Annotated in this window: 20 protein-coding genes; 9 read left to right on the top strand and 11 right to left on the bottom strand. The window is 59.9% G+C overall.

Features of this window, described 5'->3' with window-relative positions; translation table 11 throughout:
* Nucleotide 1 precedes the first annotated feature (1 nt).
* Nucleotides 2–1,171: a UDP-galactopyranose mutase gene (glf, locus tag B5G40_RS00345; RefSeq protein ID WP_087398394.1), complete on the bottom strand. Its 1,170-nt coding sequence runs from the start codon at nt 1,169–1,171 to the stop codon at nt 2–4.
* Between the two features lie 138 nt (nt 1,172–1,309).
* Complete coding sequence (locus B5G40_RS00340) at nt 1,310–1,882, bottom strand: inorganic diphosphatase (RefSeq protein ID WP_087398393.1); 573 nt, start codon at nt 1,880–1,882, stop codon at nt 1,310–1,312.
* A gap of 350 nt (nt 1,883–2,232) precedes the next feature.
* Between B5G40_RS00340 and B5G40_RS00335 the strand changes: the two genes are divergently transcribed.
* The 7 genes from B5G40_RS00335 to B5G40_RS00305 all read left to right on the top strand — a co-directional run bounded on the left by B5G40_RS00335 (nt 2,233) and on the right by B5G40_RS00305 (nt 8,909).
* Nucleotides 2,233–3,123, top strand: a complete 891-nt coding sequence (locus B5G40_RS00335) for a phosphate ABC transporter substrate-binding protein (RefSeq protein ID WP_087398392.1) — start codon at nt 2,233–2,235, stop codon at nt 3,121–3,123.
* Between the two features lie 86 nt (nt 3,124–3,209).
* Nucleotides 3,210–4,076, top strand: coding sequence for a phosphate ABC transporter permease subunit PstC (gene pstC, locus B5G40_RS00330; protein WP_087187822.1), 867 nt, complete (start codon nt 3,210–3,212; stop codon nt 4,074–4,076).
* Between the two features lie 9 nt (nt 4,077–4,085).
* Nucleotides 4,086–4,952, top strand: coding sequence for a phosphate ABC transporter permease PstA (gene pstA / locus B5G40_RS00325; RefSeq protein WP_087398551.1), 867 nt, complete (start codon nt 4,086–4,088; stop codon nt 4,950–4,952).
* A gap of 12 nt (nt 4,953–4,964) precedes the next feature.
* Complete coding sequence (gene pstB / locus B5G40_RS00320; RefSeq protein ID WP_087187821.1) at nt 4,965–5,726, top strand: phosphate ABC transporter ATP-binding protein PstB; 762 nt, start codon at nt 4,965–4,967, stop codon at nt 5,724–5,726.
* Nucleotides 5,727–5,738: 12 nt separating this feature from the next.
* Entirely contained in the window at nt 5,739–6,389 is a 651-nt protein-coding gene (gene phoU / locus B5G40_RS00315; RefSeq protein ID WP_087398391.1) for a phosphate signaling complex protein PhoU, read from the top strand.
* A gap of 29 nt (nt 6,390–6,418) precedes the next feature.
* Nucleotides 6,419–7,087, top strand: a complete 669-nt coding sequence (locus tag B5G40_RS00310; RefSeq protein ID WP_087398390.1) for a response regulator transcription factor — start codon at nt 6,419–6,421, stop codon at nt 7,085–7,087.
* Nucleotides 7,088–7,175: 88 nt separating this feature from the next.
* Nucleotides 7,176–8,909 carry a sensor histidine kinase gene (locus tag B5G40_RS00305; protein WP_087398389.1) on the top strand — a complete coding sequence of 578 codons (1,734 nt, stop codon included), beginning with the start codon at nt 7,176–7,178 and terminating at the stop codon, nt 8,907–8,909.
* A gap of 112 nt (nt 8,910–9,021) precedes the next feature.
* Here the strand turns inward: B5G40_RS00305 and arcC are convergent, their stop codons facing one another.
* From arcC to ssnA, 8 genes are all read right to left on the bottom strand, one after another.
* Complete coding sequence (gene arcC, locus B5G40_RS00300) at nt 9,022–9,963, bottom strand: carbamate kinase (protein WP_087328924.1); 942 nt, start codon at nt 9,961–9,963, stop codon at nt 9,022–9,024.
* 339 nt (nt 9,964–10,302) lie between these two features.
* Nucleotides 10,303–11,502 carry a knotted carbamoyltransferase YgeW gene (gene ygeW / locus B5G40_RS00295; RefSeq protein WP_087328922.1) on the bottom strand — a complete coding sequence of 400 codons (1,200 nt, stop codon included), beginning with the start codon at nt 11,500–11,502 and terminating at the stop codon, nt 10,303–10,305.
* Nucleotides 11,503–11,607: 105 nt separating this feature from the next.
* On the bottom strand, nt 11,608–12,999 hold the full coding sequence (locus tag B5G40_RS00290; RefSeq protein WP_087328920.1) for a YgeY family selenium metabolism-linked hydrolase: 1,392 nt from the start codon (nt 12,997–12,999) through the stop codon (nt 11,608–11,610).
* A gap of 65 nt (nt 13,000–13,064) precedes the next feature.
* On the bottom strand, nt 13,065–14,300 hold the full coding sequence (dpaL, locus tag B5G40_RS00285) for a diaminopropionate ammonia-lyase (RefSeq protein ID WP_087269129.1): 1,236 nt from the start codon (nt 14,298–14,300) through the stop codon (nt 13,065–13,067).
* A 298-nt stretch (nt 14,301–14,598) separates the two neighbouring features.
* Complete coding sequence (xdh, locus tag B5G40_RS00280; protein ID WP_087398388.1) at nt 14,599–17,169, bottom strand: selenium-dependent xanthine dehydrogenase; 2,571 nt, start codon at nt 17,167–17,169, stop codon at nt 14,599–14,601.
* Nucleotides 17,170–17,185: 16 nt separating this feature from the next.
* Entirely contained in the window at nt 17,186–17,737 is a 552-nt protein-coding gene (locus B5G40_RS00275; RefSeq protein ID WP_087398550.1) for a 4Fe-4S binding protein, read from the bottom strand.
* Nucleotides 17,738–17,895: 158 nt separating this feature from the next.
* Nucleotides 17,896–20,892 carry a putative selenate reductase subunit YgfK gene (gene ygfK / locus B5G40_RS00270; RefSeq protein WP_087398387.1) on the bottom strand — a complete coding sequence of 999 codons (2,997 nt, stop codon included), beginning with the start codon at nt 20,890–20,892 and terminating at the stop codon, nt 17,896–17,898.
* A 65-nt stretch (nt 20,893–20,957) separates the two neighbouring features.
* Entirely contained in the window at nt 20,958–22,298 is a 1,341-nt protein-coding gene (gene ssnA / locus B5G40_RS00265) for a putative aminohydrolase SsnA (protein WP_087398386.1), read from the bottom strand.
* Between the two features lie 427 nt (nt 22,299–22,725).
* Between ssnA and B5G40_RS00260 the strand changes: the two genes are divergently transcribed.
* Nucleotides 22,726–23,364, top strand: coding sequence for a helix-turn-helix transcriptional regulator (locus B5G40_RS00260; protein WP_087187810.1), 639 nt, complete (start codon nt 22,726–22,728; stop codon nt 23,362–23,364).
* Nucleotides 23,365–23,417: 53 nt separating this feature from the next.
* Here the strand turns inward: B5G40_RS00260 and B5G40_RS00255 are convergent, their stop codons facing one another.
* Complete coding sequence (locus B5G40_RS00255; protein WP_087398385.1) at nt 23,418–24,746, bottom strand: uracil-xanthine permease family protein; 1,329 nt, start codon at nt 24,744–24,746, stop codon at nt 23,418–23,420.
* A gap of 340 nt (nt 24,747–25,086) precedes the next feature.
* Between B5G40_RS00255 and B5G40_RS00250 the strand changes: the two genes are divergently transcribed.
* On the top strand, nt 25,087–26,061 hold the full coding sequence (locus B5G40_RS00250) for a lysine exporter LysO family protein (protein ID WP_087269141.1): 975 nt from the start codon (nt 25,087–25,089) through the stop codon (nt 26,059–26,061).
* Nucleotides 26,062–26,070 lie beyond the last annotated feature (9 nt).

Below are 26,070 nucleotides of genomic sequence, written 5' to 3'. Positions count from 1 at the left end.
CTCACTTCAACAGATCATCACACAGCGCCAGAGCCCGGGCGGCGATGGCGTCCATGTTGTAATACTTGTATTCCGCCAGCCGGCCCAGCAGGTGGAACCGGTGGAAGCGGTCGGCCTCCGCCTTGTACTTGGCGTAGAGGGCGTTGTTGGTCTCATTGATAATGGCGTAGTAGGGAATCTCTCCCTCCGCCCCGGTGTAAACGCTGGAGTACTCCTTCATAATGGTGGTCACTCCGGGCAGATCCTGGCCGGTGAGATACTTGAACTCGGTGATACGGGTATAGTCCTGGTCCACGGTGTAGTTCACCGTGCCGTGGCTCTGCCAGTAATCCACCGGGTAGGTCTCAAACTGGAAGGTCAGGGTGCGGTAGGGCAGCCGGCCGTACTTGCAGCCGAACAGCTCGTCCGCCGCGCCGGTATAGATTATCGTACCATCGAAGGGCTCCCCGTCCAACAGCACCGCTCCGTCGGCCAGGGTCAGGCGTTCCCCGGCGTCAACATTCAGCTCCACGGTGATGTCCGGATGGTCCAGCATCCGCTCGAACATGGGGGTATAGCCCTCCTTGGGCATCCCCTGATGAGTGTCCTGGAAGTAGCGGCAGTCCTCGGACAGGAACACCGGCACCCGGGCGGTGGTGTTGGGATCGATGTCCTCCGGGCGCTGTCCCCACTGCTTCATGGTGTAGTGGACAAAGACGTGCTCATACACATAATCAGCCAGAGCGGCGATCTCTGGATCGGGATTCTGCCGCAGCTCCAGAATGGTGACCTTCTTCTCCGCGCCGTAGGCAGCGATGAGCCGCTTGGCCAGGCTGTCGGCCTTCTCCGGTCCGAAGGCCGCCCGCATGGACACCAGATTGAAGGGCACCGGCATTTCCATCCGGCCGTCTTCCGCCGGAATATTGGCCACCACCTGATGCTGATAATTCAGCCAGGGGGTGAAGCGGGACAGGTAGTCAAAGACCCGCTTATCGTTGGTGTGAAAGATATGGGGACCGTACCGGTGGATGAGCACACCGGCCTGGTCAAAGCAGTCGTAGGCGTTGCCGCCCACATGGTCCCGGCGCTCCAGCACCAGCACCTTTTTCCCGCCCCGCTCGGCCAGCTCCCGGGCGCAGATGGCACCCGCCATACCGGCGCCGATGACCAGGCAGTCAAATGGATGACCCATGGTATCCGTCCTCTCTCATTGGAATGATCGCAGCGATTGGATGCGGCCATATGCCCAGTCCAGGCATATAACGGATTCATTTTAACACAGAATCAAAGAAATGGGGGAAAAGAATCCATTAAGTTTTCCTTAACGGTGTTATCGGTCCGAAGCCCGGTGATCCACCCGGGGGGCGGCTCCGCCCAGGAAGCACTCGGCATAGTGATCCATGGCCCGCTGGATGACCTGAATGGCGGCCTGCCGGTCGTTCACGTCACCGGCCACAGCCTCCTTGCCCTCCAGAGCCTTATAGACCGTGAAGAAGTGAGCCATCTCATCAAAGATGTGGCCGGGCAGATCCATCAGGTCCTGATAGGTATTATAGGTAGGATCGGAGAAGGGGATGGCGATGATCTTTTCGTCGTTCTTGCCGCCGTCCAGCATGGAGATGAAACCCACCGGATAGCAGCGCACCAGAGTCAGGGGGTCCATGGCCTCGGAGCAGAGCACCAGCACGTCCAGGGGGTCGCCGTCATCGCCGTAGGTCCGGGGAATGAACCCGTAGTTGGCGGGATAGTGGGTAGAGGTGTGGAGCACCCGGTCCAGAATAATGAGGCCGGTCTCCTTATCCAGCTCATACTTCTTCTTGCTGCCCTTGGGAATCTCAATGACCGCCACAAAGTCCTCAGGCTGGATACGGCTTGGGCTGATATCATGCCAAATGTTAGACATCTCTGTATCTCCTTTTATCTTATAATCTGCTTACGTCCGTTCTGGGTCGCCCGCCGGACACAGAATAAGCTGATTCAGTAATCATTATTATATCTTTCCTCCCGAAAGAATACAATACCTTGCCCCGTTCATTTTTCCACGTTTTGTCTTTTTCTGCCCACTGCTCCAAATTGGCCGGTATTCCTTTTGTAAAATGGGACATCCTACAATGTAAAGTCCGGAAACGACTGGGAGAGAGCGGCTTTACTCATTCTTTACAATTCGTTGAAGGACAACTTTACAATCGGTCGTTATACTGTAGCTTGTTCCGAGACACCAAGAATACATTGCATGATTGGAGATTGAACACCATGAAAAAGAGAACTCTTGCGCTGATGCTTTCCGCCGCTCTGTGCGTGGGTATGCTGGCCGGCTGCGGCGGCGGCGATACCGGCAGCGCCAACACCCCCGCCGGCAATTCCAACAGCCCCGCTGCAACCGAGTCTGAGACTCCCGGCAACAACACCGAGCTGTCCGGCACCGTAGTTACCAACGGCTCCACTTCTATGGAGAGTGTGATGGGCTCCCTAACCGAGGCCTTCCGTGAGGTCCAGCCCGGCATCCAGGTTCAGTACACCGGTTCCGGCTCCGGCGCCGGCATCACCTCCGCTCAGGACGGCACCGCCGACATCGGTCTGGCCAGCCGCGACCTGAAGGACGACGAGACCGGCGTCAAGGCCATCACCGTGGCTAAGGACGGCATCGCCATCATCATCAACCCCGAGAACCCCGTGGCTGACCTGAGCGTTGAGCAGATCGCTCAGCTGGCCACCGGCGAGATCACCAACTGGTCCGAGGTTGGCGGTAACGACGCTCAGGTCGTGTTCATCGGCCGTGAGGCCGGTTCCGGCACCCGCGACGGCTTCGAGTCCATCACCGGCACTGAGGACGCCTGCAAGTACCAGAACGAACTGACCTCCACCGGCGAAGTGATCGCCAATGTGGCTTCCAACCCCAACGCCATCGGCTACGCCTCCCTGTCCGCTGTGGATGACACCGTGAAGGCCATCACCGTGGGCGGTGTGGCTCCCACCGAGGAGACCGTTCTGGACGGCACCTACGCCATTCAGCGTAACTTCAACTTCATCGTCAGCGACAGCGCCGAGCTCTCCGACGCGGCTCAGGCCTTCATCGACTGGGCTACCTCCGCTGATGCCGCCGATCTGATCGCCGGCGCCGGCGCGGTGCCTGTGGCCGAGTAAATCCATCCGCCGTTTTGATTGCCCCCTCGGTCACGAGGGGGCAATCTCCATGATTTCAACTTTTTACGAAAGGCCGGTCATCAACCATGAAACAAAAGCTCCGACCGTTGGAAGTGACCATGAATCTGCTGTTCTTCCTCTGCGGTTTCATTGCGGTCGTCTTCGTCCTGTTCATCAGCATCTACCTGATCATCTCCGGCCTGCCCGCCATCAAGGAGATCGGGCTGGTGGAATTTCTGTTCGGGACCAAGTGGGCCTCCACCGCAGCAGAGCCTTCCTTCGGTATCCTTCCTTTTATTCTGACCTCCATCTACGGCACCGCCGGCGCCATTGTGCTGGGCGTTCCGGTGGGCTTTATGACGGCGGTATTCCTGGCCAAGATCGCCCCGCCCAGAGTCGCCTCCGCCGTGCGCACCGCCGTGGACCTGCTGGCAGGCATTCCCTCGGTAGTCTACGGTCTCATCGGCATGATGGTGCTGGTTCCCGCCGTCCGGGAACTGTTCAACCTGCCTGACGGCGCCAGCCTGTTCTGCGCCATCATCGTGCTGGCCGTCATGATCCTGCCCTCCATCATCTCCGTGTCCGAGACCGCCCTGAAGGCGGTCCCCAAGGAGTATGAGGAGGCCTCCCTGGCCCTGGGCGCCACCCACATTGAGACGGTCTTCCGGGTAAGCGTTCCCGCCGCCTCCAGCGGTATCGCCGCTTCCATTGTGCTGGGCATCGGCCGTGCCATCGGCGAGGCCATGGCCGTCATCATGGTGGCCGGCAACGTGGCCAATATGCCCTCCCTCTTCTCTTCCGTCCGCTTCCTCACCACCGCCGTGGCCAGCGAGATGTCCTACGCCTCCGGCCTCCAGCGTCAGGCCCTGTTTTCCATCGCTCTGGTGCTCTTCCTCTTTATCATGCTCATCAATGTGATCCTCAACACGCTTCTCAAACGGAAGAAGGGGTGATATACTGTGATCGAAATGAAACCTCTCTCCGGAAAGCGGAAGGCCTATGACCGTATCCTCCGCTTCCTGCTTTACTTCTGCGCGATCCTGACCTGCGCGCTGCTGGTGTTCGTCATCGGCTATATCTTCATCAATGGTCTGCCCCACATCTCCTGGGAGTTCCTGACCTCCGAAACCAGCTATATCAAGGACACCATCGGTATCCTGCCCAACATCCTCAACACGGTCTATATTGTGGTGGTCACCCTGATCTTTATCCTGCCTCTGGGCGTGGGCGCCGCCATCTACCTCACCGAGTACGCCCGCAACCGGCGGCTGGTAAGCATTCTGGAGTTTGCCACCGAGACTCTCACCGGCATCCCCTCCATTATTTTCGGTCTGGTGGGTATGCTGTTCTTCTGTCAGTTTCTGGGCCTGAAGGCCTCCCTGCTGGCTGGCTCCCTCACCCTGGTCATCATGACCCTGCCCACCATCGTCCGCACCACCCAGGAGGCCCTCAAGACCGTTCCCCAGTCCTACCGGGAGGCCGCTCTGGGCCTGGGCGCCGGCAAGTGGCGGATGATCCGCACGGTGGTGCTTCCCTCCTCGGTGGACGGCATCGTCACCGGCTGCATCCTGTCCATCGGCCGCATTGTGGGCGAGTCCGCCGCCCTGCTCTTTACCGCCGGTATGGGCATGGCGCTCAACGACTTCTTCGGCTCCTTTGACCAGTTTATCCACTCCTCCGGTGCTTCCCTCACCGTGGCTCTGTATGTGTATGCCAAGGAGCGGGCCGAGTTTGACGTGGCCTTTGCCATCGCCGCCATCCTGATGCTGCTCACCCTGGTCATCAACTTGACCGCCAAGCTGGTGGGCAAGAAATTAAAGAAGAAATAAGGAGTTCCAACCATGGATGAAAATACGATTCTGTCTGTAAAGGGGCTGGACCTCTGGTACGGCCAGACCCAGGCCCTGAAGGATGTCAGCGTGGATATTCCCGAAAAGCAGGTCACCGCCCTCATCGGTCCCTCCGGCTGCGGCAAGTCCACCTTCCTGAAAACCCTGGACCGGATGAATGATCTGGTCCCCGGCATCAAGATCACCGGCTCCATCCAGTACCGGGGTCAGGAGATCTATGACTCTAAGGTGGACGTAACCTGGCTGCGCAAGCAGATCGGCATGGTGTTCCAGAAGCCCAACCCCTTCCCCATGTCCATCTACGACAACATCGCCTACGGTCCCCGTACCCACGGCATCAAGAACAAGAGCCGTCTGGACGACATCGTGGAAAAGTCCCTCCAGGGCGCCGCCATCTGGGACGAGGTGAAGGACCGCCTGAAAAAGTCGGCCCTGGGCCTGTCCGGCGGCCAGCAGCAGCGTATCTGCATCGCTCGCGCTCTGGCCGTGGAGCCCGACATTCTGCTGATGGACGAGGCCACCTCCGCTCTGGACCCCATCTCCACCTCCAAGATCGAGGACCTGATCGCCGATCTGAAGAAAGATTACACCATTGTCATCGTCACCCACAATATGCAGCAGGCCACCCGTGTGTCCGACAAATGCGCCTTCTTCCTGCTGGGCCAGCTCATCGAGTTTGGGGATACCACCCAGCTCTTCTCCGTGCCCAAGGATAAGCGCACCGAGGACTACATCACCGGCCGCTTCGGTTAACAGGAGGCTCTCATGAGAAAAACCTTTGACGCCGAGCTCCAGGAGCTCAATTATGAAATGATCGACATGGCGGCCGCCGCTGAGGACGCTATCGACGTGGTGGTGGAGTCTCTGGCCTCCAGCGACGATGCCGCCGCCAAATCCGCGGTGGAAATGACCAAGCACATGGACGAGATGGAGCGGGATATCGAAAACCGCTGCCTGCGTCTCCTCCTCCAGCAGCAGCCCGTGGCCCGGGACCTGCGCACCATCTCCGCCGCCCTGAAGATGGTCACCGACCTGCAGCGCATCGGCGACCAGTGCTCCAACATCGCTGAGATCTCCCTGCTTCTGAAGGAACAGCAGCAGACCCAGACTCTGGCGGACATCCGCACCATGAGCCAGAAGGCCGGCGTCATGGTGAAGCGGGCCATTTTCGCCTACGTTAACCGGGATACCGATGCGGCCAATGCCGTGGTCAGCCTGGACGACGAGATCGACCAGCTCTTCCGTACCATCAAGAGCGAGCTGGTGGAGCTCATCCTGGAGAACCGGGAGACGGCTGACCAGGCCATCGACCTGATTATCATCGCCAAGTATCTGGAGCGCATCGCGGACCACGCGGTAAACATCGCCCAGTGGGCTATTTTCTGTGTCACCGGAGAGATCCAGCTCCAGGCCTGAGCCCCCAATACGAAATGGAAGGTGATCCCATGTCCAGAGCCATCGTAGTGGTGGAGGACGACGAGAGCATCCGGGAGATGCTCCGGTACTATTTTCAATCCGTGGGCTATACCGTTCGCCCCTATGAATCCGGCGAGGCCATGTTCGAGGGCGAGACGGCCCACAGCCTTCCCGTGCTGTTTATTCTGGACATCATGCTCCCCGGCATGGATGGTCTGGAGATCCTCCGCCGCCTGCGGGAGGGCCGGAACACCGCTGAGGTGCCGGTCATCATGCTCACCGCCCGCAGCGCCGAGATGGACCGGGTATCCGGTCTGGAAAACGGCGCCGACGACTATGTGGTCAAGCCCTTCGGCATCATGGAGCTCCAGGCCCGGGTGAAGGCGGTGCTTCGCCGCACCGAGCGCCGGGGCGACCAGGTGCTGACCTGCGGGGATCTGGAGATCGATCCCGCCGCCCGGGAAGTCCGCAAGGGCGGCAAGCTGGTAGAGCTTACCTTCAAGGAGTTTGAGCTGCTCAAGCTGCTGTGTGCCCGCCGGGGCGTGGCCCTCACCCGGGACGAGATCCTCCAGACGGTTTGGGATTACGACTATACCGGCGAGACCCGTACTGTGGATATGCACGTCAAGGCCCTGCGGCAGAAGCTGGGCGAGGACGTGATTACCACGGTCCGTGGCGTGGGCTATAAAATGTCCTGACGGCCCGTCTCCCTGCCGGGCGGCTGCCGTCGCACCACGGGCGGCCTCCATCCGCCCGTTTTCCCATTATCTGCGAGAGGAGCCTATTATGAAGAAACGAATCATCGGCGCAACACTGCTCACCGTGGTGTTCGCCCTGCTGATCTCCAATGTTGTGGGGATCCTGATGTTCCGCAGCCGGGAGATGGACGCCGCCCGCTCCACCTTGCAGGAGCTGCTGGAGCTGATGGACGCCCAGAGCGCCATCACCGAGCCGGAGGCTTTGATGGAGCAGTTCCATGCCGCCGCCCCCGACAAGCGTCTCACCATCATCGACACCGACGGCACCGTGTTGGCGGATACCGACGCGGACGCCTCCCAGCTGGAGGATCACAACAGCCGTCCCGAGGTGATTGACGCCGAGCGCTCCGGCTGGGGCGAGGCGGCACGCCATTCTGATACCCTTGGAACCTCCATGTTCTATGTTGCCAAGCGCTTTGCCGACGGCATGATCGGCCGGGCCGCCATGCCCCTGTCCTCCATCAACTCTCTGGTGATGAGCGGCGTCTGGGGTTTCCTGATCGCCTCCATTGCCGCCCTGCTGCTGGCCTTCCTGCTGTCCCACCGCACCGCCAACCGTATCATAACCCCTCTCAACTCGGTAGGCGGCGCTCTCCAGGGCGTATTGGACGGCAAAAAGACACCCGGACTGGAGGATCTTCAGGCCGATGACGAGCTGCGTCCCATCCTGCGCTACATTGACAAGCTGATGGATCAGCTGGGCGGCTACATTCAGTCCATTACCGCCGAGCGGGACAAGGTCAGCCTGATCTTGGACTGCATGGACGAGGGCCTGATCCTGCTGGATGAGGAGGGTAAAGTTCTGGCCATCAACCGGGCCGCCCGTATTCTGTTCGGCTTCCCTGAGGGAGGAGAGCAGGAGGACGGCGCTCTGCTGCTCACCCGCAGCCGCCGGCTCCGTGAGGCCATCCATGACTGCCAGGAGAAGCATTCCTCCATCATGCTGGATGTGGATGCTCTCACCGAGGATGCCCGCTCCCTGCGGCTGTTTGTCTCCCCCGTCTCCGGCCGGCAGTATGAGGGCCAGCCGGTGGGTACTTCCATTCTGGTGTCCGACGTCACCGAGCTGAAGAAGGCTGAGGGTATCCGCAGCGAATTTACCGCCAATGTATCCCATGAACTGAAAACCCCCCTGACCAGCATCAAGGGCTTTACCGATATGCTGTCCAGCGGCATGGTGACCTCTCCCGCCGATCAAAAGCGGTTTATCACCATGATCGGTGTGGAGGTGGACCGGCTCATCGATCTCATCAACGACATTCTCAAGCTGTCCGAGTTGGAATCGGTGGCCATCGACCAGACCGAGGAGCGCTCCGCTGTGCTGGACGCGGCCCGAGAAACCGCCTCCCTGCTGGAGCCCTCCGCCAAGGCCGCCGGCGTGACCCTGGCCGTGGAGGGCGAGAGCGTCACCGTAGGCGTCCCCATGAGCCGGCTGAAGGAGCTGCTCTTCAATCTGATGGGCAACGGCATCAAGTACAGCGAAAACGGCGGTATGGTGACCACCCGTATCCATGTACAGGACGGCAAGGCTGTGATCTCGGTGGAGGACCATGGCATCGGTATCCCCGAGGAAGATCAGAGCCGGGTGTTCGAGCGGTTCTACCGGGTGGAAAAAGGCCGGGCCCGCAAGAACGGCGGTACCGGCCTGGGGTTGGCCATCGTCAAGCACATCACGCAACTTTACGGCGGCACCGTCAGCCTGGAGAGCCAGGTAGGCAAAGGTTCCACCTTCACTGTGATCCTTCCCATTCCCAACAACTAAGACAAATCCCCTGCCGGAGAACCGGCAGGGGATTTTTTATGCCATAAACGTGCCCGCCCCGGAGCCTTCCGGAGCGGGCCGTTTTGCTTTGTTCGTTTGGAGTTTGCTTGGATTACTGATGGATAGCGGTACCAGTCTTGCCGGCCACGCCGTCCTTGGCCTTCTCCAGCAGGGTGATGAGGGCGGAGCGGCCGGGAGCGCTCTCGGCAAACTCCACGGCAGCCTGCACCTTGGGCAGCATGGAACCGGGAGCGAAGTGACCCTCAGCGATGTACTTGCGGGCCTCGTCGGGGGTCAGAGAGTCCAGCCACTGCTCGTTGGGCTTGCCGAAGTTGATGGCCACCTTCTCCACAGCGGTGAGGATGATAAGGGTGTCGGCCTCCACCTGCTGAGCCAGCACGCAGGAGGCGAAGTCCTTGTCGATAACGGCAGCAGCGCCCTTCAGGTGATGACCCTCGGTCTTGTAGACGGGGATACCGCCGCCGCCGCAGGCCACCACCACCAGGCCGGCAGCCACCATGTCACGGATGGACTGGATCTCAATGATGGACTGGGGCTTGGGAGAAGCCACCACACGGCGATAGCCGCGGCCGGCGTCCTCAATGACGTTGTAGCCGCGCTCGGCCACCATCTTGTCGGCCTCTTCCTTGGTCATGAAGGCGCCGATGGGCTTGGTGGGATTCTGGAAAGCCTTGTCCTCGGGGTCCACCTCAACCTGGGTCAGCACGGTAGCCACGCCCTTGTTGATGCCGCGGTCCAGCAGCTCCTCACGCAGAGCGTTCTGCAGATCGTAGCCGATGTAGCCCTGGCTCATGGCCACGCACACGGACAGGGGGCAGGGGATATACTTCTCGGGGTCGGACCGGGTCAGCTCGGTCATGGCCTTCTGGATCATGCCAACCTGGGGACCGTTGCCGTGGGCAATGATGACCTCATGGCCCTCCTGGATCAGGTCCACGATGGCCTTGGCGGTCTGCTTCACGGCGATCATCTGCTCAGGAAGATTGTTGCCCAGAGCATTGCCGCCCAGAGCAATCACAATACGCTTGCCCATAATAAACACCTCATACTCAATAATTTTGCTAGAGTCCGGGCGGCGGCAATGCTCACCGCGCCTTTCGCGCGCACAAGCGTTTTGCCCCTGGCAAAACCTTGGCGCAGGCGGAATTCATTTCCGCCAAGCAAGTTCAAATCTTGAGGGGTTCCCAGGGCAGCGTGCTGCTCTGGGAAAACTGCCGCCCAGGGCAATCACAATACGCTTGCCCATGTTAAACACCTCAATATTCGTAAAATAGTGGGGCCCGTCCGCACAGATACAGGCAGGTTGACCTATGCGGACGGGCCTTTAAAAGGAAGGGGAAGGAAAAATGGAAGTCAGATATGGATCAGAATCTTACTTCTGGAACCAACGGGCGATGCCGCGCTCCTCCAGGGCCTTCAGCGTGGCCTGGGGATCCTTAACCTTAGCCAGGAAGATCATAGCGGCGATGATGTAGGGCTTGTAGGAAGCCTCCTTGTACAGAGGATCACGATAGCGATCGAACACGGAAGCCTCGACCTCGCCGTCCTTGCAGGACACGTCGTTGATGTCGGCGGGCAGGCAGTGCATATACAGAGCCTTGCCGTCCTTGGTGGTCTTCATCAGCTCCTCGGTGCAGCACCAATCCTTGTGGTTGGCGTTCTGAGCCAGCAGCTCCTTCTCCAGAGCCTTGATGCCCTCGCTGTCGCCCTCGGCGTACAGGTTGGTGCGCTTCTCCATGGCGGCGAAGGGAGCCCAACTCTTGGGATACACGATGTCGGCATCCTTGAAGGCCTCAGCCATGCTGTTGGTCTTGGTGAAGGTACCGCCGGACTTCTCGGCGTTCTTCTTGGCGACCTCCTCGACCTCGGGCATAACCTCGTATCCCTCGGGGTGAGCCAGGACGACGTCCATACCGAAGCGGCTCATCAGGCCGATGATGCCCTGGGGCACGGAGAGGGGCTTGCCGTAAGAGGGGCTGTAAGCCCAGGTCATGGCGATCTTCTTGCCCTTCAGGTTCTCAACGCCGCCGAAGTGATGGATGATGTGCAGCATATCGGCCATAGCCTGGGTGGGGTGGTCGATGTCGCACTGCAGGTTGACCAGGGTGGGCTTCTGCTCCAGAACGCCGTCCTTGTGGCCCTGGGTCACGGCCTCAACCACTTCCTTCTGATAGGTGTGGCCCTTGCCGATATACATATCGTCGCGGATGCCGATGACGTCGGCCATGAAGGAGATCATGTTAGCGGTCTCGCGGACGGTCTCGCCGTGAGCGATCTGGCTCTTGCCCTCGTCCAGGTCCTGAACCTCCAGGCCCAGCAGGTTACAAGCGGAAGCGAAGGAGAAACGGGTGCGGGTGGAGTTGTCGCGGAACAGGGAGATGCCCAGGCCGGACTCGAAGATCTTGGTGGAGATGTTGTTCTCACGCATATAGCGCAGAGCGTCGGCCACGGTGAAGACGGCCTCGATCTCGTCGTCGGTCTTGTCCCAGGTCAGGAAGAAATCGCCCTCGTACATCTCCTTGAAGTTCAGGGCATTCAGCTTGTCGATATACATCTGCAGAGTCTTGTCCATTGCAATCGATCTCCTTTTCAATATTTAGTCGGTTGGTGGATGGATACGGGTTTCATATCCGCAGGGGCGGCTTGCGCCGCCCCATATGGCCTATGTCAGCGCTTCTTACTTAATGTCGTTGTTGGTCTTGCCGGCGCGGAACTGGGTCACGTCAGCGGTCTTGTTCTCCTCCTTGTACAGGCCGGGCACGGCAGCGTACAGGGCGGCGCAGGAAACCAGGTCCTGCTTCCAGGTGATCTCGTTGGGGGCGTGAGCCTGAGACTCAGCACCGGGGCCGAAGCCCACGCAGGGGATGCCGTAGCGGCCCTGGATGGCAACGCCGTTGGTGGAGAAGGTCCACTTGTCGATCAGAGGACGGTGACGCAGGTGCATGGCGCCGTCGGGCCCGATGCGCTCCTCGCCGAACAGGGCGTGGTGAGCGTCGGCCAGAGCCTGAACGTGAGCGGCGTTCTCCTTGTTGATCCAGGTGGGGAAGTAAGCCTCGGTCTCGTACACCTCGCCGGTCCAGGAGGGACGGTCATACATATACATGGAGACCTTCACGTCGTCGCCGTACTTCTTCACGCTGGGCAGGTTGCGGATCTCATCCAGGCAGGAATCCCAGGTCTCGCCGGCGGTCATGCGGCGGTCGATGGAGATGGAGCAGGAGTCAGCCACAGCGCAGCGGCTGGGAGAGGTGTAGAAGATCTGGGAGGTGGTGCAGGTGCCGCGGCCCAGGAAGCGGGCATCCTCGTAGTGCTCGGGGTTGTACTTGGGGTTGAGCATCTTCACGAGGCCCTTGATCTCGGTGGAGTCGGCATCGTCGTTCTCGTTGAGGGCGCGCACGTCCTGGAGAATGTCAGCCATCTTGTAGATGGCGTTGTCGCCGCGCTCGGGAGCGGAGCCGTGGCAGGAAACGCCCTTCACGTCCACGCGGATCTCCATACGGCCGCGGTGACCACGGTAGATGCCGCCGTCGGTGGGCTCGGTGGAGATGACGAACTCAACCTGCTCCTTCTTGATGCCGTTGGCGGGGAAGAACTTGTTGACGATGTACTGCCAGCACATACCGTCGCAGTCCTCTTCCTGCACGGAGCCGACGACCATGATCTTGTAGCCGGCGGGGATCAGGCCCAGATCCTTCATGATCTTGGCGCCGTACACGGCGGAAGCCATGCCGCCCTCCTGGTCGGAACCGCCGCGGCCGTAGATGACCTCGTCGTCCTCATAGCCCTCGTAGGGGTCGTGGGTCCAGTTGTTGATATTGCCGATGCCCACGGTGTCGATGTGGGAGTCGATGGCGATGATCTTGTCGCCCTCGCCCATCCAGCCGATCACGTTGCCCAGGCCGTCGAACTCGGCCTTGTCAAAGCCCAGCTTCTCCATCTCGGCCTTGATGCACTCGCAAACGCCCTTCTCCTCGCAGCTCTCGCTGGGGATGCGGATCATGTCCCGCAGGAAGCGGGTCATGTCGGCCTTATAACCTTCGGCAGCAGCTTTGATCTTCTCAAAATCCATGGTAATGACCTCCATTTTCAATTTATTTCACGGTTTCATCGGGACATTTCCCGGTCAGCACAAACTTAGTAAGGCTTCTGGGGGGTGTCGACGGTGGGATACTCGCCGTCCCAGATCACCCGACGGAACTTCAGGGGATCGGTGTTGCCCTCGGTGGAGAACATGAGCACCTGGCTGAAGCGGTTGAGCTCCAGAGCGTCACGCAGCTCCTTGTAAGTGTCGTCGCACATGATGGCGTCCAGCACGCCCATACCCACGGCACCGGACTCGCCGGAGATCACAGTGGGATCGCCCTTGACAGGCACGCCCAGCATACGCATACCCTTGGCGCTCACCCAGTCGGGGCAGGAAATGAAGGCGGAAACATGGTTGCGGAGGATGTCCCAGGAGATGGTGTTGGGCTCGCCGCAGGCCAGACCGGCCATGATGGTCTGGAGGTCGCCGGTGACGATGCGGGGCTTGCCGTCGTTGGCCAGAGCACCCTGATAGAGGCAGTCAGCAGCGCGGGCTTCCATCACCACGAACTTGGGAGGATCGTTGGGGAACAGGTTGGTGAAGTAACCCACCACAGCGCCGGCCAGAGAGCCCACGCCAGCCTGCACGAACACGTGGGTGGGGCGGTTCACGCCGCACTGACGGAGCTGATCAGCAGCCTCGTTGGCCATGGTGCCGTAGCCCTGCATGATCCAGGAGGGGATCTCCTCGTAGCCGTCCCAAGCGGTGTCCTGTACGATGACGCCATGCTCGGTCTGCTCAGCCTCGGCGGCGGCCATACGCACGCAGTCGTCGTAGTTGACTTCCTCGATGGTGACCTTGGCGCCCTCCTTGGCGATGTTGTCAAAGCGGGACTTGGCGCTGCCCTTGGGCATATGTACCACAGCCTTCTGGCCCAGCTTGTTGGCAGCCCAGGCCACGCCGCGGCCGTGGTTGCCGTCGGTGGCGGTGAAGAAGGTGGCCTGGCCGAACTCCTTGCGGAAGGCCTCGCTGGTCAGGTAGTCGTAGGTCATCTCGGAAACGTCCCGGCCCATCTCCTTGGCAATGTACTTAGCCATGGCGAAGGAGCCGCCCAGCACCTTAAAGGCGTTGAGGCCGAAGCGGTAGGACTCATCCTTCACATACACGCCGCCCAGGCCCAGGTACTTGGCCATGCCCTCCAGCTGAGCCAGGGGGGTGATGGAGTACTGGGGGAAGGAGCTGTGGAAGAAGCGGGCCTTGGCCACGTTGGACAGGGACATGACGTCCAGCTGCTTGTCGTCGCTCTTCGGCATTTTATTGAGGACCCATTTGAGCTGGTCTTTCATCGAACACTCGCCTCCAAATTTTCTTTGCGCACTCGCAAACTTTCTTTTGTTTTCTGAGACCATCATACCACTTGTTTTCCAGTTGTCAAGAGGAAATCAGAAAAAAATATTGAGATACTAAAAATTTTTTTGGTGACGTCTCAAACCCTCTGGTTTCAGTGGGTTTTCCCCCCTCCCCTCTTCCCGGTCAGAGCAAAAAAGGAGGCCTCAGAGCGGTGGTTTTTCCACCGCTGATCTGAGGCCCCCTGGAAGGTCTTTGGGCGGCCTCCGTGACTGGGTAACTGGGTATGAGCGTTGCTTACTTTTTGTAGTAGGTCTTTTCCATGGGCAGGCTGGTACGCAGGATGTGATCCTTGGCGTAATAGGCGCCCTGGACAGCCGGTGCAGTGGGGATGGTGGCGATCTCACCGATGCCCTTGGCGCCGTAGGCGAAGGGCAGCAGCTCGTCCTTCTCCACATAGATGGCGTGGATATCGGGGATCTGGTTGGACCGCATCAGGCCCAGAGTACCGTACTTGGCCTGGGGCACACAGTCCTTCAGGGGGAAGTCCTCGGTGAGGGCGTAGCCCAGACCCATGAGCACGCCGCCTTCAATCTGACCCTGGATGGAGGTGGGGTTGACCACCTTGCCGGAGTCGTGAGCTGCGTAGACTTCCTTGACCTGGCCCTCGTCGTCCAGGATGACCACATGGGTGGCAAAGCCGTAGGCCACATGGCTCTTGGGATTGGGCTTGTCGGAGCCCAGCTTGTCGGTGGGATCGAAGAACTCGGCAAAGTACTCCTTACCCTCCAGCTTGGACAGGTCGCCGTTTACCTCATCCATATCCTTCTTCAGATCCACGGCGGCCATACGCACGGCCTCGCCGGTGATCAGGGTCTGACGGGAGCCGGAGGTGGTGCCGGAGTCGGGAGCCACTTCAGAGTTGGCACCCATGTTCCGCAGCAGCAGCCGGGGCAGCCCGGTGGTCTGGGAGAGGACCTGGAGGAATACGGTGGCGCAGCCCTGACCGATGTCGGAGGCGGCGGCGTACAGTTCCACCATACCGTCCCGCACCACCAGCTTGCAGCGGCCCTTGTCGGGCAGGCCCACGCCCACGCCGGCGTTCTTCATGGCGCAGGCGATGCCCGCGTGGTCCATGTTGGCCTCGTACACGTCCTTGACCGCCAGCAGGGTCTCCTTCAGAGCGGTGGAGCAGTCGGCGATCTGGCCGTTAGGCAGCACCTTGCCGGGCTCAATGGCGTTGCGGTAGCGGATCTCCCAGGGAGAGATGCCCACCTTCTCGGCCAGCAGGTTGATGTTGGACTCCAGGGCAAACTCGCTCTGGCACACGCCGAAGCCACGGAAGGCACCGGCGGGAGGATTGTTGGTGTAGTAGCCGAAGCCACGGATGTCGGTATTCTGATAGCAGTAGGGGCCCACGGAGTGGGTGCAGGCACGCTCCAGCACGGGGCCGCACAGGGAGGCATAGGCGCCGGTATCGAAGTAGATCTCGCAGTCCAGACCGGTGAAGATGCCGTTCTCATCGCAGCCCAGGGTGAAGGTACCCTCCATGTAGTGGCGCTTGGGGTGGAAGTTGATGGACTCCTGCCGGGTGAGCTTACACTTCACCGGCTTCTGGACCTTCAGGGCCGCCAGCACCGCCAGGTGCTGCACGGACACGTCCTCCTTGCCGCCGAAGCCGCCGCCCACGAACTTGTTCTCCACCACGATGCGGTCGGGCTCCCAGCCCAGCATGATGGAGATCTCCTTCCGGGTGTCGTACACACCCTGGTCGGAGGTGTACACCTTCACGCCGTCCTTGTAGGGGAAGGCCACGGCGCACTCGGGCTCCAGGAAGGCGTGCTCAGTAAAGGGAGTCTTGTAGCTCTGGGTCACCACATACTTGGAGTTGGCCAGAGCGGTCTTGGCGTCGCCCCGGGTCACATGGCGCTGCTGGCACAGGTTGCCGTTGGGGTGGAGCTTGGGCGCATTCTCGGCCATGGCCTCCTGGATGGAGCGCACCGGCTCCAGCTGCTCGTAGCTGATCTTCACCAGCTTCTTGGCCTGGGCCAGCGCCTTCTCGTTCTCAGCAACCACCAGGCAGATGGCGTCGCCCACACAGCGGGTGATATCGCCCTTGGCGATGAACACATCCCAGTCCTGCTGGATGTGGCCCACCTTGTTGTTGGGCACGTCCTCAGCGGTGAGGACAGCCAGCACGCCGGGCAGCTCCAGGGCCTTGGAGGCGTCAATGTCCAGCACCTTTGCTCTGGGATACTGGGAGCGGACGGCGGAGGCGTGAACCATGCCCTCCATCTCGATGTCGTCACAGTAGGCGCCGCTGCCCAGCACCTTGCCCCGCACGTCAGTGCGGAAGGCCCGGTCGCCCACGCCGTATACGTCGCCCTTCTCCAGCTCGGGGTCGATCTTCTCCTCTCCCCGGAGGATGGCGGCGGTGAGGGAAATGCCCTCAATGATCTTTTTGTAGCCGGTACACCGGCAGATGTTGCCCCGGATGGCCTTCTTGATGTCAGTCTCAGAGGGGTTGGGATTCTGGTCGATGAGGGCCTTACCCGCCATCACCATGCCGGGGATACAGAAGCCGCACTGGACGGCGCCCACCTTGCCGAAGGCGTACACAAAGGCCTCCTGCTCGTCGTGGGACAGGCCCTCTACGGTAAGGATGGTCTTACCCACCGCCTTCTTGGTGGTGAGGACACAGGACTTGACGGCCTTGCCGTCCACCACGATGGTACAGGTGCCGCAGGCGCCTTCGCTGCACCCGTCCTTGACGGAATAGAGGTGCAGATCGTCGCGCAGATAGCGCAGCAGGGGCTTATCCTCCTCGGTGGTACGGAGGAGGCCGTTTACGGTAAAAGAATAGCTCATCTGTGGTCCCTCTTTCCTATGCAAAGTCAGCCACGGTAAAGACGCCGTCAGCGTCCACAATCACGCCCCGGGGGCACTTTACCGCGCACATTCCGCAGGAGATGCAGCGCTCCGGATCGATGACCGCGTGGTTGTCCACCATGGTAATGGCGGCCGCCGGACAGTTGCGCTCGCACATACGGCAGGTGATGCAGCTGACGTCGCAGGCATTCCGGGCCACGGGGCCGGCATCCTGATTGGAGCAGCGGGGCACGATGGTGATGTCCGCGTCCACCAGACGGATCAGGCCCTGGGGGCAGGCCTCCACGCACAGGCCGCAGCCCACGCAGGCCTCCCGGTCCACCACGGCAGCGCCGTGGACACCGATGTGGATGGCGTCCAGACGGCAGGCCTCCACGCAGCTGCCCAGGCCCAGGCACCCCTGAGCGCACTCCAGCACTCCGTCGGCAAAGGCCTGCTTTGCCATGCTGCAATCCAGGTAGGACAGGTCCGCCTCTCCCCGGCGCTTGGCCCGGCTGCCGCCGGCGCAGTACACCATGGCGATACGGTTGTTTTGGGTCGGTGCCATGTTGGGTTCCTCCTTACACAGGGCGGGCTCCAGGGATTCCCGCCCGGTCAGTATTCCATCGTCCAATCCACCTATCCCCCACGCGCACGCAAAGCCTCAGTCAACACTGAGGCGATGCGCGCTGCCGTGGGGGGTGGCAGTGGAACCGATTTACACTTTTACTTCAGCAGATAGCTGTAGCTGTCATACACAGCGCAGATCAGCTTGCGCAGGGGCTCGTACAGACCGCAGCCGGCGTCGGCCACATCGTACTCCTTGACCTGGCCGCCCAGACGGACCCGGGTCTTGGTGCCCTCCAGCTTCAGGAAGCCCTCGTTCTCGCTGTTGACGAAATCCTCCTCACTCCAGAACAGGGTGAACTTATCCTTGTAAGGACGGCTGTCGTAGGGGCAGAAGGTGCCGCAGTTGCCGCACTCGTTACACATACCATCCACGTGGATGATCTGGCGCATCCGCATACCGGGCACAGCGATGGCCACGTTGGCACGGTTGGGGCACACCTCGGTGCAGGTCTCGCACACGGTGGCGCAGCCCAGGCAGCGGCTGTCATCGCAGCTGCTGCAATCGGTGCAGATGTCGCCCCGCTTGGCCAGAGGCTTCTGATAGTCGGGGTTGACGTTCTTGTCCACATAGACGTTCACGTCGAAGTCCTGAATGGCGCGGGCGGCCTTGGTAGCGCCGGCAATGGCCTCCACCACGGTGCCGGGGCCCTTCTGGCCGTCGCCGATGACGTAGACGTTCTTCACGGAGGACTCCAGGGTGTCGGCGTTGACCACAGCCTTGCCGCGGTTATCCACTTCCAGGCCGTTGGCGGTGTACAGCTCGGTGTCCACCTTCTCGCCCACGGCGGTGATGACGGTGCAGGCGGGGACCTCAACCACCTTGCCGGTGTCCACGGGGGACCGGCGGCCGGAGGCGTCGGGAGCACCCAGCTCCATCTGGTGGCAGGTGAGCACGCCGTCCTTCACACCCACGGGAGCCAGCAGCTCGCAGAACTCCACGCCGTCCTCCAGAGCCAGCTCCAGCTCCTCCTGATCGGCGGGCATATAGCGCTTGGTACGGCGGTAGACCAGGGAGACCTTCTCCACGCCGGGGATGCGCTTGGCGGCCCGGGCAGCGTCCATAGCGGTGTTGCCGCCGCCGATGACCACCACGTTCTTGCCCAGATCCAGGCTCTCGGGGGCCTTCTTGGCCTTCTCCAGGAACTCGATGACGTTCATTTCCTCGCCGTACTCCATGCCGGCGCTGCCCTTGTGCCAGGCGCCGGTGGCCAGGATGACCTGGGTGTAACCCTTGTCAAAGAGGTCCTGCACGCTCTTGACCTCGGTATTCAGCTCCACCTTCACGCCCATGGCGTTCATCAGCTTGACATCGTTGTCGATGGCCTCATCGCTGATCCGGAAGGCGGGGATCACGTGACGGACGATGCCGCCCAGGGAGTCCTTGCGCTCAAAGATGGTCACGTCCACACCGGAGCGGCCCAGGAAGTAGGCGGCGGACATACCGGCGGGGCCGCCGCCGATGACGGCAACCTTCTTGCCGGCCACAGGAGCAGCGGGCTTCAGCTTGGGCAGCAGGGCCTCAAAGCCGCCCTCGGCAGCCTTCAGCTTCTGGGTGCGGATGTACACGCTCTCGTCATAGGCGTTGCGCATACACTTGTCCTGGCAGCGGTGAGAGCAGATGGTGCCGGTGATGAAGGGCAGAGCGTTGCGGTGGGTGATGATCTGGAGGGCCTCCTCGTACTTGCCCTCGTTGACCTTCATCAGGTAGGCAGGGATATCCTGCTCAATGGGGCAGCCGTTGCGGCAGGGGGCCTCGAAGCAGTCGATGAGAGGCACCTTCTTATCCATCTTGCGGCTGGGGATGGGCTTCATGGGCTTCTGGTAGTGGACGTCGGTGACAAACTCCTTCACCAGAGCGTCGGCCTTGGCCACGTCCACGCCGGTCCAGGGCTCATAGCTGATGTCCATCAGCTCCTTGCCGATCTGGCTGAAACGCTGGTATCCGCCGGGCTTGAGGACGGTGGTAGCCATGGTGACGGGCCAGATACCGGCTTCCACCAGCTTCTTGATGGAATGGATGTCGGCGCCGCCGGAGTAGGAAATGCGCAGCTTGCCCTTGAACTCCTTGGACAGCATCCCGGCCAGAGACAGGGACAGGGGGTACAGGGAGCGGCCGGACATATACATCTCCCCGCTGGGCAGCTCGCCGGCCTTTACGTCTACGGGGAAGGTGTTGGTGATCTTTACGCCAAACTCCAGGTCCCGCTCGCCGGTAAGCTTCATCAGGCGGTGGAACATGGGGATGGCATCCTCCCACTGCAGATCCTCCAGGAAGTGGTGGTCGTCAAAGGCGATATAGTCAAAGCCCAGACCGTCCAGGGTCTTGCGGGCGAACTCATACCCCAGCAGAGTGGGGTTGCACTTAATGTAGGTGTTCAGGTTCTTCTCGGTGATGAGGTAGGTGGCGATGCGCTCGATCTCATCGGGGGGGCAGCCGTGGAGGGTGGACTCGGTGATGGAGTCGGACACCTTGGGGGAGATGGCCTTCACATAGGCCTCATCCACGTTCTGGAACTTATCCAGGTTAGCCAGAGCCCAGTCCATGCACTCCTGCCACACCTCAGAGCCGGAAGCATCCTTCATGCCCTCAATATACTTGTCGATCTTCTCGCTCTTGATACCGGCCAGGTCGTAGCCCACGCTCATGTTGAACACGAAGCCGTTGGGATCCCCCAGCTCCAGCTCCTTGGCCAGCAGCTTGCAGGCGAACCAGGCCTTGACGTACTCGGCGAAAGCCTGGGGCACATACAGCTCGGTGGACCACTCGCAGTTGTAGCACTCGTCGGCGGCGGTGATGCAGGGCTTGTTGACGCACTTGCTCAGCTCGTCGCCGTCCATGACCTGAACGGTCTTGACCTCAAAGAAGCGGCTGCCGGCGGCGTAGGCGGCGATGATGTTCTGGGCCAGCTGAGTGTGGGGGCCGGCGGCGGGGCCGTAGGGAGACTCGATCTTTTCCTCAAAGATGGGCAGGGTCTTGCCGTTGGTGTGCTTGACCAGCTTGGACACGCCGAAAATGGAGCCCTGGCTCTTATACTCGCTGAGGATCCAGTTCATCAGGTGGGCAAAAGGCATGGGACGCATAATATCGCTCATAATCAAAACCTCCAGTTATCGTTATAACTCGGAATTACATTTTGTTTTCAGTTTTGGGGCTTTTCTCAGTAAGTGCAGTGGTTCAGCTCGCCCCACAGCTTCTTGGACTGCTCCATGCACCAGGCGTTGATCTTGTCCTCGTCAATGCCCACGAACTCGCGGTCCTTGTACAGCACCTTGCCGTTGATGATGGTGGTGCGGCAGTTCTTGCCCATCATGCCAAAGAGCATATGGCCGTCGATGTTGGCGTCGGAGAAGGGAGTGAAGGGCTTGTAGTCCATGACGATCACGTCGGCAGCGGCGCCGGGCTTCAGCACGCCCAGAGGCTTCTTGAAGTAGCGGGAGCAGATCTTGGCGTTGTTCTGGAAGAGCATCCCGGTGGCCTCGCACCAACCCACGTTGGGCTGACAGACGTTGTGGCGCTGCATGGGCAGCAGGACCTTCAGGCTCTCCAGCATATCGTGGGTGTAGGCGTCGGTGCCCAGGCCGATGAGGATGCCCCGGTTGTACAGCTGCAGCACGGGGGAGCAGCCCACGGCGTTGCCCATGTTGGACTCGGGGTTGTGGCAGACCATGGTGTTGGTCTCCTTGATGATGTCCATCTCGGCGGGAGAGACGTGGATGCAGTGGCCCAGCATGGTCTTCTCGCCCAGGATGCCGTTGTACAGCAGGCGGTTGACGGGGCGGCAGCCGTAGTTCTGCAGGGAGTCGTACACGTCGTTCATGCCCTCGGCCACGTGGATATGGAAACCGGTCATTCCGTCGTTGGCCTTGACCATCTTCTCAAAGGTCTTATCGGAGATGGTAAACAGGGCGTGGCCGCCGAACATGGCCTTGATCATGTCGTCGTCCTGCTCCTTGGCCCACTTAGCGAAGTCGGCGTTCTCCTGAATGGACTGATCGCACTTCTCCTGGCCGTCACGCTCGGACACCTCGTAGCAGAGGTTGGCGCGCATACCCAGCTCCTTGCACACATCCTTGATGGCAAAGAGGGAACCGGGGATCTCACAGAAGGAGGCGTGGTGATCAAAGATGGTAGTCACACCGTCCCGGATGCAGTCCAGGATGGTGGCGTAGGCGCAGGCGCGGGTGCCGTCCAGAGTCAGGTGGCGGTCGATGTACCACCACTGGCCGTCCAGCACCTCAAAAAAGTTGGTGGGGTTGAAGCCGTTGATGGACAGGCCCCGGGCCAGACCGGAATAGATGTGAGTATGGACATTGATAAGGCCGGGCATGATGACGCCGCCCTTGGCGTCCACGAACTCGGCGTTGGGATACTTGGCCTTCATGTCGGCCAGGGAGCCGACCTCCTTGACCACCTCGCCGTCCAGAACGACGGCGCCGTCTTCCAGATAAGGGAGCTCCTCGCTCCGGGTGATGAGTCTGCCATTACCGACCAGCAGCATAATAAGTTCCTCCTTTTTATTTCGTCCTTTTTCTCCGCAAAAAAATTGTCCATTCCTGGTGGAATGGACAGTACAAATTCGTTCTTCGCCAGGTTGCATCCGCAACCCAGCCGAATTCCATGTCCATCCAGCCCGTGCGCGAAAGCACTCCGTTGCAGCTACAACTTTTTATATGGAAATTTGTGCATCTTGCATAGTTTCAATCTCTTGTTGTTTCTATGTTACCACACTTCGCACGGATATGCAATACTTTTGTTAGAAAAACAAAAAATTTTTTAGGTCTGCAAAATGAGTTGAATCTGAGCTGAAATGTGGTAAAATGATAGAGATATATTTTACCGTCTGCCGCTGAATCGGTGACCTTTGGTGCCCATTCCTCCGGGGGTGCCTGCCGCTCTGGCGCAGACTCTGAAAGGAGGGAATCTACGTGCCAGAAGCATCTACCCTGCAATTCCTCTTCAAACTGGCCAAAGGGATCGCCAGCCAGTTTGGTCCCAACTGCGAGGTGGTGGTCCATGACCTGGCCACCAACGATCCGGAAAGTTCCATCGTCGCCATTGAAAACGGACAGGTTACGGGACGGAAGGTGGGCGATGGACCGTCTCATGTGGTCCTGGAGGCCCTGCGGGGCAATCAGGACCAGCTGCAGGATCACCTGTGCTACCTGACCCGCACCAAGGACGGCAAGATCCTCAAGTCCACCACCATCTACATCCGGGATGACGACGGCACCCCCATCGGGATCTTCGGCATCAACTACGATATCACCCTGATGCTGGCCATGGAGACTGCGCTCAAGCAGTTCACCGCCACTGAGCGGGAGGAGAAGGAGCCCGAGCCCATCTCCCGCAATGTCTCCGACCTGCTGGATGAACTGATGGAGCAGAGCGTGAAGATCGTGGGCAAGCCGGTGGCGCTGATGAATAAGGAAGACAAGGTGAAGGCCATTCAGTTCCTGAACGACACCGGCGCCTTCCTTATCACCAAAAGCGGCGACAAAGTATGCAAGTTCTTCGGAATCTCCAAGTATACGCTGTACAGCTACATTGATGAAGCTAAGGAATGATCCCAGGAAAGGGCCCGGCTCCCCAGGGAGCCGGGCCTTTTATTGTCTTTGGTTTATTTACTCTCCTTGTCCTTGGGCAGGACCAGATTGAGGATGATGGCCATGATGGTGGCAACTACCACGGAGGAGGAACCGAACACGGTGTTGACCCAGGTGGGGAAGCCCTCGCCGGCCAGGCAGCCGGACACCTGGGTGATACCAACGCCCAGAGCCACAGACAGGCCTACCACGGAGCTCTTGCGGGGGGTAAAGCCGCCCTCGGTGATCATGCGGATGCCAGTCATGGTAATGGTGGCAAACACCGAGATGGTGGCGCCGCCGATGACGCTCTGGGGAATGGTGGTGAGCAGGGAGGCAAACTTGGGCATCAGACCGGCCACCAACAGGATACCGGCAGCCAGAGCAAAGACCGCCCGGTTGATGACCTTGTTGACGGTAACGATACCCACGTTCTGGCTGTAAGTAGCAGCAGGGAGGCCGCCGAAGAAGGCGCCCAGGATGCTCATAACGCCCTGGCCAATGATACCGCCGGACAGTTCGCGATCGGAGGGCATCCGGTCCATGCCGCCCATGGTGGTGGAGGACAGGTCGCCGATGGTCTGCACCGCGTTAACCACATACACGATACCCAAAGACACGGCAGCAGCGGGGACAAACTTGATCTCAAAGGGCATAAACTGGGGCAGCGCGGCCCACTGAGCGGTCTCCACGCCGGAGAAATTCACCATACCCAGGGCCATGGCCACAAAGTAACCCACAATCATACCGATGAGAATGGCACCCAGCTTGAAGATACCCTTGGTGAAGTTGGTGAGAATAAACACCACCGCCAAGGTAATGAGGGCTACCAGCCAGCTCTTCGGAGTTCCGAACTCAGGGGTGCCGGCACCACCAGCCATATAGCGCACCGCAGTGGGATAGAGAGACAGGCCAATGGTGAAGATAACGGTACCGGTGACCAGAGGCGGGAAGAGGGGGCGGATCCACTTGACAAAGATGCCAAAAACAATGGCCACACAACCGCCAATAATCTCGGCGCCAAGAATTGTGGCAATATCGAATTCCGTTCCGATCGCCTGCAGGGTGGGGATGTATGCGAAGCTGATGCCCATGATAACGGGCAGACCGGCACCGATGCGCCGGAAAATTGGGAAGAGCTGGAGCAGCGTGGCAAGGGCAGTCAGGATCAGGGAGACCTGGATCATCAAGGTCTTCTCCGCCTCGCTCAAGCCACAGGTGTTGGAGACCAGAATAGCAGGCGTAATGATACCCACTACCGCGGCCACCACGTGCTGGAGGCCCAGGGGGACCAGCTGTCCCGGCTGGGGGATACCGTTCCATTGAAATACGGTATCAGAGTTCTTTGTTTTTGGTGTACCCATTCCAATCACCTCACAAAAATTTTTTTGCCCAAATAGTTTTTTTGCTCAACCAAACTATAACCCATTTAAACTTCAGATGCAAGTGAAAAATGGAGCACGCCCCCCAAAATTCTTTTCCTTTTTTTGTGCAAATCATAAAATTATATCCAGAATATTAGGGCAGATCTTATAACTTTAGTATTCTTCACAAACTAAATAGTTTTAAAAATGCGAGTTGACTTTCACTTATTGACCGCTGTCGTTCAGGGGTGGACTTTCCATAGGAGATATGCTAGAATGGCCCTGCTGCCTGTTTCCGCGTTTTTTCTCACATTTTATGGTTCAGAAAGGATGTACTTCTATGGGCACTACACTCAGCACCCTGAGCAATCTGGCGATCTACATCGCGCTGGTAATTCTGGGCGCACTGATCGGCTCCCGGCCCGGGGTACGCAGTCGTCCCCTGGTATGGGTGGGCAAGCTGCAATTTGTAGCTCTGATGATTCTGATTGTTACCCTGGGCGTCAATCTGGGCGCCAATGATGAGGTCATTGCCTCTCTGGGCCAGATCGGTCTGGCCGCGCTGCTCATTACCGTGTTGGCTATGTTTGGCTCCATCCTCTTTCTTACCCTACTGCGCCGGTTCGTCCTCAAGCTGAACCATGTGGGTCTGCCCCGGGGCAGCAACCAGACCGGTGAAGATACTGCCCACTCCGCAGGCAAGGCGGACAACTCTCTCACCAAATGGATCGTCATTGCGGTAGTGCTGGGTATGCTGGCCGGCCGCTTTGTATTTCCCCCCGCCGTCACCGCCCACTGCGGTACCGTCATCAACTTCGGCCTCTACCTGCTTCTGTTTATGGTAGGCATGGATATGGGCAAGCAGGGCACCTTTGTCAGCGACATCAAGACCGCCGGTTTCCAGGTGCTGCTGGTTCCGGTGGCGGTGTGCGCCGGTACTCTGGTCTTTGCCGCTCTGGCTGGTCTTTTTCTCCCTCTCGGCATCAAGGACTCTATGGCCGCCTCCGCCGGCATGGGCTGGTACTCCCTGGCCCCCACTCTGCTGGCTCCCTATTCCCTGTCGGTATCGGCAGTAGCCTTCCTGTCCAATGTGATGCGGGAGATCTTCTCCATCCTGGCCATTCCCTTTGTGGCCCGGTATGTGGGCTATGTGGAGTGTGCCGCCCTCCCTGGTGCCGCCGCCATGGACACAGTGCTGCCGGTGGTGGTGGGAGCCACCCATGAGCGTATCACCATCTATTCCTTTACTTCCGGCGTGGTACTCTCCCTGGCGGTCCCCGTACTGGTGCCCGCCATCATCGCTCTGCCCATCTGAGGAGGCGCT

This window comes from Flavonifractor sp. An9 (genome assembly GCF_002161245.1).
Taxonomy (GTDB): domain Bacteria; phylum Bacillota; class Clostridia; order Oscillospirales; family Oscillospiraceae; genus Flavonifractor; species Flavonifractor avicola.
This window is presented reverse-complemented; position numbering and strand designations above follow the sequence as displayed.

What these genes read in the sequence shown, in the direction of transcription:
- glf (WP_087398394.1), bottom strand. Translation starts at nt 1,171, where the DNA reads ATGGGTCATCCATTTGACTGCCTGGTCATCGGCGCCGGTATGGCGGGT.
- B5G40_RS00340 (WP_087398393.1), bottom strand. Translation starts at nt 1,882, where the DNA reads ATGTCTAACATTTGGCATGATATCAGCCCAAGCCGTATCCAGCCTGAG.
- B5G40_RS00335 (WP_087398392.1), top strand. Translation starts at nt 2,233, where the DNA reads ATGAAAAAGAGAACTCTTGCGCTGATGCTTTCCGCCGCTCTGTGCGTG.
- pstC (WP_087187822.1), top strand. Translation starts at nt 3,210, where the DNA reads ATGAAACAAAAGCTCCGACCGTTGGAAGTGACCATGAATCTGCTGTTC.
- pstB (WP_087187821.1), top strand. Translation starts at nt 4,965, where the DNA reads ATGGATGAAAATACGATTCTGTCTGTAAAGGGGCTGGACCTCTGGTAC.
- phoU (WP_087398391.1), top strand. Translation starts at nt 5,739, where the DNA reads ATGAGAAAAACCTTTGACGCCGAGCTCCAGGAGCTCAATTATGAAATG.
- B5G40_RS00310 (WP_087398390.1), top strand. Translation starts at nt 6,419, where the DNA reads ATGTCCAGAGCCATCGTAGTGGTGGAGGACGACGAGAGCATCCGGGAG.
- B5G40_RS00305 (WP_087398389.1), top strand. Translation starts at nt 7,176, where the DNA reads ATGAAGAAACGAATCATCGGCGCAACACTGCTCACCGTGGTGTTCGCC.
- arcC (WP_087328924.1), bottom strand. Translation starts at nt 9,963, where the DNA reads ATGGGCAAGCGTATTGTGATTGCTCTGGGCGGCAATGCTCTGGGCAAC.
- ygeW (WP_087328922.1), bottom strand. Translation starts at nt 11,502, where the DNA reads ATGGACAAGACTCTGCAGATGTATATCGACAAGCTGAATGCCCTGAAC.
- B5G40_RS00290 (WP_087328920.1), bottom strand. Translation starts at nt 12,999, where the DNA reads ATGGATTTTGAGAAGATCAAAGCTGCTGCCGAAGGTTATAAGGCCGAC.
- dpaL (WP_087269129.1), bottom strand. Translation starts at nt 14,300, where the DNA reads ATGAAAGACCAGCTCAAATGGGTCCTCAATAAAATGCCGAAGAGCGAC.
- xdh (WP_087398388.1), bottom strand. Translation starts at nt 17,169, where the DNA reads ATGAGCTATTCTTTTACCGTAAACGGCCTCCTCCGTACCACCGAGGAG.
- B5G40_RS00275 (WP_087398550.1), bottom strand. Translation starts at nt 17,737, where the DNA reads ATGGCACCGACCCAAAACAACCGTATCGCCATGGTGTACTGCGCCGGC.
- ygfK (WP_087398387.1), bottom strand. Translation starts at nt 20,892, where the DNA reads ATGAGCGATATTATGCGTCCCATGCCTTTTGCCCACCTGATGAACTGG.
- ssnA (WP_087398386.1), bottom strand. Translation starts at nt 22,298, where the DNA reads ATGCTGCTGGTCGGTAATGGCAGACTCATCACCCGGAGCGAGGAGCTC.
- B5G40_RS00255 (WP_087398385.1), bottom strand. Translation starts at nt 24,746, where the DNA reads ATGGGTACACCAAAAACAAAGAACTCTGATACCGTATTTCAATGGAAC.
- B5G40_RS00250 (WP_087269141.1), top strand. Translation starts at nt 25,087, where the DNA reads ATGGGCACTACACTCAGCACCCTGAGCAATCTGGCGATCTACATCGCG.